This window comes from Salinivibrio sp. VGrn1, from assembly GCF_009377995.1.
GTDB lineage: Bacteria > Pseudomonadota > Gammaproteobacteria > Enterobacterales > Vibrionaceae > Salinivibrio > Salinivibrio siamensis.
The window spans coordinates 184948-199608 of sequence record NZ_SATA01000005.1 but is presented as its reverse complement, the minus strand read 5'-3'; the positions used below and the strand labels follow the sequence as shown (position 1 = coordinate 199608).

Genomic DNA, 14661 nt, shown 5'->3' with positions numbered 1-14661 from the left:
ATTCGCGAGAATATCGCGATATGGCAGGCATGGAGAGTGCCTCTCGCGATTGGCAGCCCTAAAAGCTGAAACTTTTTTTCAGCTTTTAGGGTGGTGCTATGATAAGCATCAAATCCGGTGGCCAGTTTTCGCGCTAATTTGCGGTTAAGTTGACCCGATCGCGCAATATTCGCTAGATTGGTTCTTTACAGTCACAGTAGGATGTAACTTTGTTACAGAATGGATACGCTATGAACGAAAAGTACTCTGCCTTAAAAAGCAATGTCAGTATGCTTGGCCGTCTGCTGGGTAACACCATCCAAGATGCCCATGGTCCAGCACTCTTAGAAAAAGTTGAGGAAATTCGTCAGCTCTCAAAATCGGCTGCCGCTGGCAATCAGGACGATCATGCTAAGCTGAAAACCGTGCTGCAAAACTTGCCGGCTGACCAACTGCTTCCGGTCGCCCGCGCCTTTAGCCAATTTTTGAATCTGACTAATATCGCCGAGCAATATCACACCGTCTCGCGTCAATGCGACGCGTTGGAGTGCAGCCCGGACGCTATCGACGATTTACTCCGCCGTGTCAGCCAAGGTGAAATTGATGCCAATGACGCGCAACAAGCGATCGCCGATTTAAAAATTGAGTTAGTGCTGACCGCTCACCCGACCGAAATCGCACGCCGCACCACCATTCATAACTTGGTGCAGATTAATAAATGTTTATCGAAATTAGAGCTCAGTGAACATTTGGGGGCGGCAGAGCGTGCCAAAACTGAGAAACGTCTTGAGCAGTTGATTGCACAAGCATGGCACACCGATGTGATCCGCCAAGAGCGACCTACCCCACTTGATGAAGCCAAATGGGGCTTTGCGGTGATTGAAAATTCACTGTGGCAAGCAGTACCGGCGTTTTTGCGCCAATTTGATCAGCAGCTTGAAAGCCATCTCGACATCAACTTACCCATTGATGCCAAACCGGTACAAATTTCCTCTTGGATGGGCGGCGACCGTGACGGTAACCCCTATGTCACCAGCGAGGTTACCCGTGAAGTGATGCTGTTATCACGCTGGAAAGCAGCGGATTTGTATTTGCGCGATGTGCAGGATTTGATCAGTGAACTGTCAATGACACAGTGTGATGACACTGTGCGTGAGATGGCCGGCGAGGCGCACGAACCGTATCGCGCCATCCTCAAAACCATGCGCAGTCAGCTAACTCATACCTTGAACTACTTGGATGCCAAACTGAAAGGCGAGCGCGCCTCATCACAAGGTATCCTGACCGACACCCAGCAATTGTGGCAACCATTACTGGCGTGTTACCAGTCTCTCCATCAATGTGGCATGGGCATTATTGCCGACGGCAAGTTGCTTGACCTACTTCGCTGCGTGCAATGCTTTGGCGTGCACCTGATCAAGCTCGATATTCGCCAAGAAAGTACCCGCCATGCCGACGTAGTCTCAGAAGTGACCCGTTATTTGGGGATGGGCGATTACGCCCAATGGAGCGAGCAAGACAAGCAAGCCTTCCTGACTCGCGAGCTGGCGTCTAAGCGTCCGTTGTTGCCACGTGATTGGTCACCCTCGCCTGACGTCCAAGAGGTGATCGACACTTGCCGAGTGATCGCCGAACAGCCGCGTGAAGCCTTGGGCGCCTATGTCATCTCGATGGCTCGCACCGCTTCCGACGTGCTGGCCGTGCATTTATTGCTAAAAGAAGCCGGCTGTCCATTCCGCATGGATGTGTGTCCATTATTCGAAACCCTGGACGATCTGAACAATGCCGAGGCGGTGATTGGTGAGCTGCTGGCCATTGATTGGTACCGAGGCTTTACCCAGAACGTTCAAATGGTGATGATCGGTTACTCGGACTCCGCCAAAGATGCTGGAGTCATGTCCGCGGGTTGGGCGCAATATCGCGCCATGGAAGCCTTGGTCAATTTGTGTGATGAACAAGGGGTTAATCTCACCCTTTTCCATGGCCGTGGCGGGACGGTTGGCCGGGGAGGTGCCCCTGCCCACGCCGCCTTGCTCTCACAGCCACCTCGCAGCCTAAAAGGTGGCCTACGCGTGACCGAACAAGGCGAGATGATCCGCTTTAAATTGGGGCTGCCTGGTGTCGCCGTTAACAGCTTAAACCTGTATACCAGCGCGATTTTGGAAGCGAACTTGCTGCCACCGCCGGAGCCTAAGCAGGAATGGCGTCAGCTGATGGACACCTTGAGTGACATCTCCTGCCAAGCCTATCGTGATGTGGTGCGTGGTCATGAGCAATTTGTGCCTTACTTCCGCTCCACCACCCCTGAGCTTGAATTAGGCAAACTACCACTGGGATCGCGCCCTTCCAAACGCAATCCCGATGGCGGTGTCGAGAGCTTGCGCGCGATTCCTTGGATTTTCGCCTGGAGTCAAAATCGTCTATTGCTGCCGGCTTGGCTAGGCGCTGGACAAGCGATCGATCACGCCATTGCAAAAGGCCATAAAGCCCAGCTAGAAGAAATGTGCCGCGAATGGCCGTTTTTCTCCACCCGTCTCGGGATGCTGGAAATGGTGTTTACCAAAACCAACCTAGACATTGCCAAGTACTATGATCAGCGCTTGGTCGATGAAAGCCTCTGGCCGCTAGGTGAATCCTTGCGTGAGCAATTACGCCAAGATATTCAGGTGGTGCTGGCGGTGGAAAACAGCGATAACCTGATGGAGCAAAACCCGTGGGGGGCTGAAGCGATTCGCTTACGTAATATTTATGTCGAGCCGCTCAACATGCTGCAAGCCGAACTGTTATACCGCACGCGTCAGCAAGAGGATCCGGACCAATCACTCGACGATGCCTTGATGATTTCCATCGCGGGGATTGCCGCCGGCCTACGTAATACCGGTTAAATCACCGAGCACCAAGCCGTACCTCAGGGTACGGCTTTTTTGTTTCCGTATCGATTTGTCGTGTCACGGCAACCGCTGCTCGTTTTTTTTAGCTAAAGCGTCAGCGAATGCTTGCTGTTGCATTGATAATATTATTACTATTGAAGATCGCACTGACGCGACCCAACAACGCAAAGGAATTGCCATGAAAGACGAAACCCTCTCGATTCATCACGGCTACCAGACCGACCCCACCACCAAATCGGTGGCGACACCTATCTATCAAACCGTCGCTTACGAGTTTGATAATGCCCAACACGGCGCTGATCTATTTAACCTCGATGTGCCAGGCAATATCTACTCACGGATCATGAACCCGACCAACGACGTGTTGGAACAACGGGTGGCGGCATTAGAGGGGGGGATCGCAGGGCTTTGCGTCAGTGCCGGTGCAGCCGCCATCACCTATGCGATTCAAACACTTGCCAAGGCCGGTGATAACATCGTCGCCACGCCACAGCTTTATGGTGGCACCTATACCTTGTTTGCCCACATGCTTCCCGAGCAAGGCATCGAGGTGCGTTTTGCCGCGAGTGACGACGCCAGTGCGATTGAGGCGCTGATCGATGACAACACCAAAGCGGTCTATTGCGAGTCGATTGGCAACCCTGCTGGCAATATCGCGGATATACCGGGTTTTGCCAAAATCGCACACGCGCATGGTGTCCCTTTGGTGGTCGACAATACCGTGGCTACGCCCGTTTTGTGTAAACCCATTGAGCATGGCGCCGATATCGTGGTGCACTCGCTGACTAAATACATTGGCGGCCATGGCACCACCCTTGGCGGCATGATTGTCGATGGCGGTACCTTTGACTGGGTGGCCCATCAAGCCCGCTTCCCGCAATTCTCACAACCGGAACCGGCCTATCATGGCGTGGTTTACAGTGAGACCTTTGGTCCTGCGGCGTTTATTGCCCGCGCACGTACGGTACCGCTGCGTAACAGTGGCGCAGCCCTCTCGCCGATGAATGCTTTTATGTTGATGCAAGGCTTAGAAACCTTAAGTCTGCGGATGGAGCGCCACTGCGAAAACGCCAAAGCCGTGGCCGATTACCTTGCCCATCATCCCGCCGTCGCGTGGGTGAACTATGCGGGTCAATCCGCTCACCCACATTATACCCGCGCCCAGTCACTGATACGCGGCGGGCTGCCCGCGTCATTGCTGTCATTCGGCTTAAAGGGCGGCTTTGATGAAGGGGTGAAATTTTATGATGCGCTTAATCTGTTCAAACGTTTAGTGAATATCGGTGATGCTAAATCGCTGGCTTGTCACCCCGCCTCGACGACCCACCGCCAACTGAATGAGCAAGAACAAGCCAAAGCCGGGGTAACGCCAGAGATGATCCGTCTTTGTGTCGGCATTGAGCATATCGATGACATCATTGCCGACTTGGAACAAGCCTTGGCGACGGTGAAATAGCCCAAAGAAGGCTAGCCGCCGCCAGGAAACAATCGTTGTACAAACAAAACTGTGGATATAAGAGATGTCACTCCCCCATGTAATACTGACAGTGCTAAGCAACTGCGAGGCCACGGGTTATGATATTACCAAGGCGTTTTCCACCACCATCAGCAATGTGTGGAAAGCCAGCCATCAACAGGTATATCGTGAACTCAATAAGCTCGCCGATCGAGGTGCTGTCACCTACCGCCTGGAGCCGCAAGTCGGTAAACCCGATAGGAAGGTCTACGCCATCACACCTGTCGGCACTGAGATGCTTGAGGCGTGGTTTATTCAAACACCCAAGTTAGCCCCACCACGTGACGAGTATGTCGCCAGACTACTCAGTTGTGATGTACTCGACCCAGCTCCCATGCTGGATCATGTGAATAACTTGATTGCCGAGTCTCAGCAGCTGCTTAATCACTATACGCTACTGGAACAGCGTGAATATGGCCAAGTCACTCTGCTCACGTCACAACAACGTTTAATGCGCCTCGCACTGCGACGCAGCATCCATCAACGTCGTGCATGGATGGCATGGGCGCAGGAAGTGCGCGACGAGCTCACTATGCTCGCCGCCAGTGCTTAATCACTACAACAAACACAACACGCAACCTAATACGCCCCGACATAACCGGGGCGTATTTTTTTAAGGCGTGACCGTAAGCGGGCGAACCCCTAAGGTATGGCACAGGGCATACGTCAATTCCGCACGGTTGAGGGTATAAAAGTGAAAATCTTTCACGCCTTCACGGCTTAGCACTCGCACCATATCAAGCGCAATAGAGGCGCCAACCATCTGACGCGTGACAGGATCATCCTCCAGCCCTTGATACTGTTTGTGCATCCACTGCGGCACACGCACATTGGTCATCTTGGCAAAGCGCGACGCCTGCTTAAAGTTAGAGACGGGCAAAATCCCTGGGACAATTTCCACATCAATCCCGGCGGCAACACAGCGATCACGAAAACGTAGATAACTTTCGACATCGAAGAAAAACTGCGTAATCGCCCGGCTAGCACCAGCATCCACTTTGCGCTTGAGGTTAATCAAATCCGCCTGCGCGCTTTTCGCTTCTGGGTGCACCTCAGGGTAAGCGGCAACCGAGATATCAAAGTCATGCTCTTCTTTGAGCAAACGGACTAAATCGACCGCGTACATATCCGGCTTCTTCTCCGGCGATGGCAAGTCGCCACGCAACGCCACAATGTCACGAATGCCATTTTGCCAATAATCACGGGCAATATGACGGAGCTCATCTTCAGTGGCATCAATGCAGGTTAGATGGGGCGCCGCCGCGATACCAGTCTGGTCATGAATGCTTTTCACGATGTCATGGGTGCGATCACGCTCCCCGGAGTTGGCGCCATAGGTCACCGACATAAATTTAGGTTTGAGTGCTTTTAAGCGATGTACTGAGTTCCAGAGGGTTTCTTCCATACTTGGGGTGCTGGGAGGAAAAAACTCAAATGAGACGTTAATATCGCCATCTAAGTCAGCAATGTTCTGATTGAGTGCATCAATGTGGCCTGCGTGTGTGTAGCTCATATCCTCTCCCTGACACCGAACGACGCTGTTCAGTCTGCTTGTTTCTGCTCTGCTTTTGATTTATACGTTTAGACGTCCATATGTCTAAAGATTGTCGTGATTCGGCTAAAATGTCAACGATGCAAGCCATGAAAAAAACTCATGGTGTTATGAAGATAGACGACACAGCCATCAATGCACACCTCACAACGCGGGTAACGGCACAAAAAAAGCTGCCTACGCAGCGCGCAGACAGCTTGATCACGGTTATCCATTAGCGGGTTAGTGAAGGCGACTTATCAAGCGATTTAAATCGGATTGAATGGCGCCTGCGGTGACATCACGTCCCGCCCCTGGCCCACGAATGACCAAAGGATTCTCGCGATACCATTGGCTTTCAATCGCAAACACATTGTCACACGGTAATAGATGCGCAAGTGGATGCTCGCTGGGTAGGGTTTCTAGGCTCACATGGGCGTGACCGTTAACTTCCAAGCGCGCCACATAACGTAGCACTGACCGATTTTTATGCGCTTTGTCTAATCGCTCTTGTAGCGGTTCATCCATTTGGTGTGCATTATCAAGAAAGGCATCCAAAGACAGATCAGCCAGTGACTTAGGCACCAAGGACTCAACCTTTACCTGCTCAGGCTCGAGGGACATGCCCGCTTCACGTGCCAAAATCACCAATTTACGCACCACGTCAGCCCCAGAAAGATCATCCCGTGGGTCAGGCTCGGTTAGGCCTTGCTGCCAAGCCTGCTCAAGCAGGACGCTAAAGGGGACCTCACCACTGAATTGCAAAAACAGCCATGACAAGGTGCCAGAAAAGATCCCAGACAGTGCAACAATCGTGTCACCACTTTCACGCAGATCTTGCACCGCGTAGTTAATCGGTAACCCGGCGCCCACGGTCGCATTGTAGAGCCAATGGCGCCCGGTTTTGCTAAACGCCTGCTGAATCGCGTGGTACTGCTCGGCGGGTGCGGCGCCCGCCTCTTTGTTGGCGGAGATTAAGTGAAAGCCATGCTCGGCAAGTCGCGGATACAAGTACGCTAATGACTCACTGGCGGTGACATCCAACAAAATCACATCGTCATACGGGTGATTCAGTAGACGGGTGAGCCACTCGTCATCAAAATAAGGCTCGCAACGCTCGTCAAACCCATCCAACACACGCGTGGCATCAATACCGGCAAAATCAAGCCATTGGTTGCGACTGTCCACCACTGAAATCAGTGAGACTTCCTTACCATGACGCTTTTCCAAGTGTGCTTTTTGTTCGGCAAAAAGGCTTAGCCAACGGGTACCAATATTGCCTTTGCCCACCAACACCAAGCCGATACGGCGCTGAGCTTGAAACAAGGCATCATGCAAACTGGCAACCAGTGCCTGAGTGTGGACGTGGCGTAGGATAGCAACCAGGCTCAGCCCAGAGGCCGACTCACTGATAAATTCCACCGGCTGTGATTTGAGTTGCTGATAGAAGCCATGGCAGTGTACGGGGTTGTTCACCACGCCTGCCCCAACCGCCGCCACCATGGTAAAGCCTTCACGCAGTTTGAGTTCAGCTGGGAGGCCGGCGTCTTGAATTTGCGCCATTACCAATGCCACGACTTCCGTGGTAAACGCTAACAAAATACGGTACTGGTCGTCTTGGTAATCCGTTGCTAATGGCTGTACTTTTAGCTGTGACAAAATCCGGCTGAGCTCTTGTTTTATCGCTTGAAAATCTTGTCCTCGCGCGACATCAAACTGGAGCAAGCTCACCTCATCCAACGCCGTAATGATTTTTGCCCCGCGCCCCGTGGCTAACACGCGTTCAATACGTGTTGATCCGCTATCCGGCGCTTGGGTGCAGCGCAACGTCAGGTCGGTCGCACTTTGCGCCACCGGCTGTAAGGTTCGGCTATGCAGCACGGGAGCCGCGAGTCGCGCCAGTTCTCCCGCCTCGTCAAGACGAATTAAAGGCAGCAAACAGGCATTATCAACATGGCGTGGGTCCGCGCTATAGACCCCGGCGACATCACTCCAAATGGTCACACGGCTCACGCCTGCAAGCGCACCCAAGACAGTGGCCGAGTAATCGGAGCCATTGCGCCCTAACAGCACCGTTTCTCCCGCTTGATTTTGTGCCATAAAGCCGGTGATCACCACATGCGTATCGCCATGCTGTGAAAGCTGATTTTGCAATAAAGGCCAAGACGCCCCGCGATCCACTTCCGGCTGAGCGGCGCGCTCGGCGCGCAAACATTGGCGTGAGTCTAACATCACCGCGGCACGTCGATGCTGCTTCAATAACTGGGCCAACAGACGCGCCGACCAGACCTCTCCAAAACCTTGCACGTACGCTTTGTCGCTCTCGTTCACGCCCTGATCGCCCAACGACGCAATGGTTGCGATATCGGCATAAAGCGCATCCACCAGCTGCTGCTTGGGTTCACCATCAATCAAGTTCTCAATCAAGTCTTGCTGAAAGGCGCGCACCACTTGCAAGGTCTCATGCGCCACTCGCCCATCCTTGTCTAACTGTGCTAACCACATGATCAGCTGGTTAGTGGTTTTTCCTGCCGCGGACACCACGATTAAGTCTTGCTGGCTCGCATGCGCGGTCAATACATCGACCACGCGACGATAGCAATCAGGGCTCGCAAGGCTACTGCCACCAAACTTGTGCAATTGGCGTGGTGACTCGGGGGACGTTTCCGTCGGTTGCGCATGCATGGCAAGGTCTCTCTTAATGTCTATCGATCTCGGTAAAGCGGCGCGCACTGAAGCGCAGCCTCTATGGGGTGTCACCCTCTAAACGGGCAAAGGCGTTCGCCAAATCAGCAACCAAATCTTGCGCATCTTCTAATCCAATGGAAAAACGCAACAAGGTCGGTGCGATGCCCGCCTCCGCTTGCGCGGCGTCACTCATGGCTCTGTGTGTCATCGAACCAGGATGCGTCACTAAGCTTTCTACCCCCCCGAGAGACTCGGCGAGGGCAAATAACGTGAGGCCATCAATAAATCGCGCCACACCGGCTTGGTCTGTATCCAATTCTAAGCTCAGCATGCTACCAAACCCCGCTTGCTGGCGCGCAGCAATTTGGTGGCCAGGGTGAGAGGCCAACCCGGGGTAGTAGATTTTCCGCACTGCCGACACCGTTTGCAGGTAACTGAGTACCGCTTCAGTGTTGTGTTGGTGTTGTTTAACGCGTGCACCCAATGTGCGCAACCCTCGCAGTGTCATATAACTGTCAAATGCATTGCCCGTCGCCCCTAAGCAATTTCCCCACCAAGCCAATGTCGCGGCAAGTTCACTGGTCGCGGCGATCACCGCGCCACCGACAATATCAGAATGGCCATTAATAAATTTGGTGGTCGAATGCACCACCATATCCGCGCCCAGCGCAAAAGGCGTTTGCAAAGCTGGCGATAAAAACGTGTTGTCGACCACCACCCAAGCCCCCACTTGATGGGCTTTTTGGCATATTTCTGCGATATCGACCACGCGTAAGAGTGGATTGGATGGGGTTTCCACCAGCACGAGCTTGGGCTGTTTGGCCAATGCCTGGTCCAACGCATCATGGTCCGATTGATCGACAAAACTTACCTGCCAGATCCCTTGTTTGGCACGCGATTCGAGCAAGCGATAGGTGCCGCCATAACAATCATGTGGGGCGACAATATGCTCGCCAGCCTCCAACAGAGATAGCACCAAGTTTATCGCCGACATCCCGCAGTTGGTCACCACCGCACCTGCGCCCCCTTCTAAGTCAGTCAGCGCTTGTTCGAGCTGCGCACGCGTTGGGTTGCCGCCTCGCGCGTAGTCGTAAGTAGGCACATCACCCAGTGCCGGGAAACGGTAATTGGTCGATAAGTACAGGGGAGGCACCACCGCATGGTGCTGGGTGTCAGTCCCAATCCCGGTCCGAACGGCGATAGTGTCGGTTTTTTTCTCAGTCATGATCTATCCTTGCTAGTCTGGTTTGCGCATCGTGGGCGTGATCCAGGTTTCATACTGCCACCTTACCCTGCGCTTTTTGGGACGTCAACACTTCTAGACGTCTATACTCCTTTGCATGTGGCGGTTAATATAGCTAAAATCTCCGCAGCATCATTCTGGGTATTCCATAATCAAGATAGGTGAGACATGGCGCAGTGGAACGGCGACTACATTAATCCGTATGCCGAACATGGTAAAAAGAAAGAGCAGGTAAAGAAGATCACCGTCTCTATCCCATTAAAAGTACTAAAAATTCTTACCGACGAGCGTACTCGTCGTCAGGTGCAAAACCTCCGTCATGCGACCAACAGTGAGTTGTTGTGTGAGGCATTTCTTCATGCCTACACCGGCCAACCACTACCAACCGATGACGATATCCGTAAGGATAAACCCGACAGCATTCCCGCTGAAGCACGTCGGATCATGGAAGAGCTTGGTATCGAGTTCGACGATAGCGAATACTAAAAAAACCCGCCGATTGGCGGGTTTTCTGTAATGATAGGTGCTCAGCACAGCCTTTTCGGGCTCTATTCCACCGCGCTTTTCCTCACGCTCAAGCATTACGCCTTGTCGAGCATATAGTTTTCTGGCATCTCGATACGAGCCACGCCGGTTTCCACGGCGGCCAGCGCTACCGCGCGGGCAACCTTAGGTAATAAACGCGCGTCCATTGGCTTGGGAATAATGTAATCTGGGCCAAAGCTTAGCGAAGACAAACCGGCGGCGTCTAATACCGTTTGTGGGACAGGCTCTTTGGCTAGGCTGCGAATGGCCTCTACCGCTGCCAACTTCATCGCATCGTTAATTTCACTGGCACGTACATCCAATGCGCCACGGAAAATAAACGGGAAGCAGAGCACGTTATTGACCTGATTCGGGTAATCCGAACGCCCGGTTCCCATGATCAGATCATCGCGCACTTGATGCGCCACATCCGGATGAATTTCAGGATCTGGGTTCGAGCAGGCAAATACCACGGGTTTATCTGCCATCAGCTTCAAGGCGTCGGGTGAAAGCAAGTCTGGACCGGAGACGCCAACGAACATATCCGCGCCCTCAATCACATCTTCGAGGGTACGCTTATCCGTGTTATTGGCAAACAGCTGCTTATATTTGTTGATGTCGTCACGACGCGTATGGATCACGCCTTTACGATCCAACATATAGATTTTTTCCCGCTGAGCGCCACATTTTATTAATAGCTCCATACAGGCAACAGCCGCTGCGCCTGCGCCCATGCACACCACCGTCGCCTCGCGGATATCTTTGCCTTGCAGCTCAAGCGCGTTAAGCATGCCGGCAGCGGTGACGATGGCAGTGCCGTGTTGATCATCATGAAATACAGGCACTTCGCAACGTGCAATTAATTGTTTTTCAATCTCAAAACAATCTGGGGCTTTGATATCTTCGAGATTGATACCGCCAAAGGTATCCGCGATGTTCGCCACGGTATCCACGAATTCATCGATAGTACGGTGTTTGACTTCAATGTCGATCGAGTCCAATCCAGCAAAACGCTTGAACAATAAAGCTTTACCTTCCATGACAGGCTTAGAAGCCATGGGGCCTAAATTTCCTAGCCCCAAAATCGCGGTGCCGTTTGAGACCACCGCCACCATGTTGCCTTTACCCGTATAGCGGTAAACCGCATCCGCATCTTGCGCTATCTCACGCACAGGCTCAGCAACGCCAGGACTGTACGCCAACGCGAGATCCGCGGCCGAGTCGGCAGGTTTGCTCAATTCAACAGAAATTTTTCCGGGAGTAGGGTATGCATGATAATCCAGCGCTTGCTGGCGTTTATCGTCCGACATCTAGTGTTCCTAATTATTATCGTGAAGGGGAAACTAATATCGACAGGGAAGCGTCACCGATATTAGTCAGACACTCTACAAACCACACAGGGAAGGTTTGTATAATAAAAAAGATGGTAACGCAGGGAGCAAACGTCCACCAGTACTAACAGCACATTCGCGATGATGCTCGGACCTGTTGTCCGATGACAGGGACGATACGATCAAAAAAGGGACGCTGATGCGTCCCTTCTCTGTATTCGGTCAATAGCGGCTTATTTTTTGCTGCTAAGGGCACCGAAACGCTTCTTAAAGCGGTCAACACGGCCACCGGTATCAAGGATACGCTGCTTACCAGTGTAGAATGGGTGACACTTGTCACACACGTCTAGGTAAATGTCTTTGCCTAGGGTTGTGCTGAACGCGAATTCGTTACCGCAAGAGCATTTTGCTGTGACGGCTTTGTACTCTGGATGGATACCAGCTTTCATAGGGATAACCTCATCTTAAAGGCCGTGTCGCTCTCCCGATCCTAAGCCGGGCACCACACGTCGTTAACAAACATTTTCTAAGGCGCGCAATTCTAATCAAGCGCCCTCTTTTTCGCAACTTTTTTGTGCAATCCGCGTGTCTCTTACGGTGCAACAAGGCTTTGCCAACGTGTGGCTAACCGTTACACTGACATTCCTTCTGGCCAATAAGATGTTGTGATGGAACAGTTTGCTCAGGTGGCTTTGCCTGTCCCTTTGCCGAAAACCTTTGATTACCGTATTGCAGACGATCAGCATCCGATCATCGGAGGGCGCGTCAAGGTGCCGTTTGGACGCCAGCATAAAGTTGGCATCGTTACCGGCTTGTCGCCAACGGCCAGTGTGGAAGCCAGCCAACTCAAAGCGATTGATACCGTACTCGACACGCAGCCGGTTTGGACCCCCGCGGTATACAATCTCCTGCAATGGGCGAGCCGTTTTTACCATCATCCGCTAGGAGATGCGATGGGGGCGGTGATGCCAACCTCGCTGCGTAAAGGACGCCCTGCGACATTGCAGCAACAAAAATGGTGGCAAATCACCGAGTCAGGACAAAACCAACCTCTATCAGGTCTGAGCCGCGCCCCCAAACAAGCCCGAGTGTTGCAGCTTCTCACGCACGGTCCAGCCACTCAAGCCGACTTGATGGAACAAGACATCGGCACGCCGGTGCTAAAAACGGTGGCAGAAAAAGGCTGGATCGCGCCCTACTCGCCCCCTTCTCAGGCCAATGCTTGGGTAAAAAACTTTGCGGTGACCGAAGAAAAACCGACGTTAAACCACGAGCAAGCGATGGCGGTTGCCACCCTCAATGCTGGCGATGGTTTTGCCTGCGCGCTATTAGAGGGGATCACTGGCTCAGGCAAAACCGAGGTGTATCTCAATGTGCTTGAGCCGGTGCTCGCACGTGGCCAGCAAGCGCTCATCTTGGTGCCAGAAATTGGCCTGACACCACAAACCATTCGCCGTTTTGAGCGCCGCTTTGCTGTTCCTGTGACCGTGATGCATTCAGGGCTCAGCGATACCGACCGTCTCAACGCCTGGCTGGCCGCACGGGAGAATCAAGCCGCGATAGTGATTGGTACACGCTCAGCGCTTTTTACCCCCATGGCAAAGCTTGGCATCATCATTATCGATGAGGAGCACGACCCTTCCTATAAGCAGCAAGATAGCTTTCGCTATCACGCCCGCGATCTGGCTGTCATGCGGGGGCATGAAGAACAAGTGCCGGTGATCTTGGGCTCGGCAACGCCATCACTGGAGAGCTTACACAACGCCAAAACCGGCAAATACCAGTACCTTAAGCTCACGCAACGTCCTGGTAACGCGGTCACCGCCCGGCAAGGGGTGCTCGATATCAAAGGCCATCACCTCGAAGCTGGCTTGTCGGCGCCGCTGATTGCTGAAATGCGTCAGCACCTGCAACAAGGTAACCAGGTGATGCTGTTTTTAAATCGCCGCGGTTATGCGCCCGCGATGATGTGTCACGAATGCGGCTGGCTAGCGAACTGCCAACGCTGTGATGCCTACTATACCCTTCATCAACAACACCAAGAGTTGCGTTGTCATCACTGTGGCCACCAAAAACGTGTGCCTCCCCAATGTGGCGACTGTGGTTCTACCCAGCTTATTAGTGTCGGTGTCGGTACCGAGCAACTCGAATCCCAGCTTGGTACCTTGTTTCCCGAATACAATACCGTTCGCATTGATCGCGATAATACCCGGCGAAAAGGGAGCCTTGAAGGTTACTTGGCCGACATTGAAAAGGGTGAGTATCAAATTCTATTGGGCACACAAATGCTCGCCAAAGGCCATCACTTTCCTAACGTCACCCTGGTCGCCTTAGTCGATGTTGACGGGGCTCTATTCAGTAATGACTTTCGTGCCCCTGAGCGTTTGGCCCAATTGATGGTGCAAGTCGCCGGGCGAGCGGGCCGCGCCAGTAAGCCGGGTACCGTGTTATTACAAACCCACCATCCAGAGCACACCCTGATCCAATCTTTAGTGCATAAAGGTTATCAAGCCTTTGCCGAATCTGCGTTAAATGAACGGCGTCAGGCGTGGCTGCCGCCTTACACGTTTCTTAGTCTCTTTCGCGCCGACGGGCATGAAGAAAACAGTGTCCAGCAGTTTTTACAACAGGTGCGTCAAACGCTGGCTACCTCACCGATTCAACAGGATGAATGCCATATTATGGGGCCTATGCCCGCCGCCATGGCGAAACGCGCGGGTCGCTATCGGTGGCAACTCCTCATTCAAGCGCCCAGCCGAAAAATCATGCAGCAATGGCTCCAAGTGGCGCTCCCGGCCATCCAACAGCTCCCTCTGTCGCGTAAAGTGAGGTGGTCATTAGATGTCGAGCCGCAAGACCTTTCTTAACATTCCCTTGCAGTAAAGCGACAGCAATCACACTTTCATTGCAATAAGTGTTAGCTTGTCCGTGTTTAAATCGGACAAGGCTAGGTAGAA

General features: G+C 52.8%; 10 protein-coding genes. 5 read left to right on the top strand and 5 right to left on the bottom strand.

Going from position 1 to position 14661, the window contains the following annotated elements; translation table 11 throughout:
- Window positions 1–230: 230 nt before the first annotated feature.
- The 3 genes from ppc to EHW56_RS09855 all read left to right on the top strand — a co-directional run bounded on the left by ppc (window position 231) and on the right by EHW56_RS09855 (window position 4939).
- Entirely contained in the window at window positions 231–2864 is a 2634-nt protein-coding gene (gene ppc / locus EHW56_RS09865; protein ID WP_152799572.1) for a phosphoenolpyruvate carboxylase, read from the top strand.
- A gap of 184 nt (window positions 2865–3048) precedes the next feature.
- Window positions 3049–4326: an O-acetylhomoserine aminocarboxypropyltransferase/cysteine synthase family protein gene (locus EHW56_RS09860; RefSeq protein ID WP_077638701.1), complete on the top strand. Its 1278-nt coding sequence runs from the start codon at window positions 3049–3051 to the stop codon at window positions 4324–4326.
- Window positions 4327–4390: 64 nt separating this feature from the next.
- Window positions 4391–4939: a PadR family transcriptional regulator gene (locus EHW56_RS09855; protein ID WP_046074742.1), complete on the top strand. Its 549-nt coding sequence runs from the start codon at window positions 4391–4393 to the stop codon at window positions 4937–4939.
- A gap of 60 nt (window positions 4940–4999) precedes the next feature.
- Here the strand turns inward: EHW56_RS09855 and metF are convergent, their stop codons facing one another.
- The 3 genes from metF to metB all read right to left on the bottom strand — a co-directional run bounded on the left by metF (window position 5000) and on the right by metB (window position 9830).
- Complete coding sequence (metF, locus tag EHW56_RS09850) at window positions 5000–5899, bottom strand: methylenetetrahydrofolate reductase (RefSeq protein ID WP_077638702.1); 900 nt, start codon at window positions 5897–5899, stop codon at window positions 5000–5002.
- 261 nt (window positions 5900–6160) lie between these two features.
- Entirely contained in the window at window positions 6161–8602 is a 2442-nt protein-coding gene (locus tag EHW56_RS09845; RefSeq protein WP_152799574.1) for a bifunctional aspartate kinase/homoserine dehydrogenase II, read from the bottom strand.
- Window positions 8603–8663: 61 nt separating this feature from the next.
- Entirely contained in the window at window positions 8664–9830 is a 1167-nt protein-coding gene (metB, locus tag EHW56_RS09840; protein ID WP_152799576.1) for a cystathionine gamma-synthase, read from the bottom strand.
- A gap of 186 nt (window positions 9831–10016) precedes the next feature.
- Between metB and metJ the strand changes: the two genes are divergently transcribed.
- A complete protein-coding gene (gene metJ / locus EHW56_RS09835) occupies window positions 10017–10334 on the top strand; it encodes a met regulon transcriptional regulator MetJ (RefSeq protein ID WP_046074738.1) in 318 nt (105 codons plus the stop codon).
- A gap of 95 nt (window positions 10335–10429) precedes the next feature.
- Here metJ and EHW56_RS09830 read toward each other — a convergent pair whose 3' ends face one another.
- Together EHW56_RS09830 and rpmE are read right to left on the bottom strand one after the other, a co-directional pair.
- Window positions 10430–11683: a malic enzyme-like NAD(P)-binding protein gene (locus tag EHW56_RS09830; RefSeq protein ID WP_046074737.1), complete on the bottom strand. Its 1254-nt coding sequence runs from the start codon at window positions 11681–11683 to the stop codon at window positions 10430–10432.
- Between the two features lie 254 nt (window positions 11684–11937).
- Entirely contained in the window at window positions 11938–12153 is a 216-nt protein-coding gene (gene rpmE, locus EHW56_RS09825) for a 50S ribosomal protein L31 (RefSeq protein WP_046074736.1), read from the bottom strand.
- 216 nt (window positions 12154–12369) lie between these two features.
- Between rpmE and priA the strand changes: the two genes are divergently transcribed.
- A complete protein-coding gene (gene priA / locus EHW56_RS09820) occupies window positions 12370–14571 on the top strand; it encodes a primosomal protein N' (protein WP_172970012.1) in 2202 nt (733 codons plus the stop codon).
- Window positions 14572–14661 lie beyond the last annotated feature (90 nt).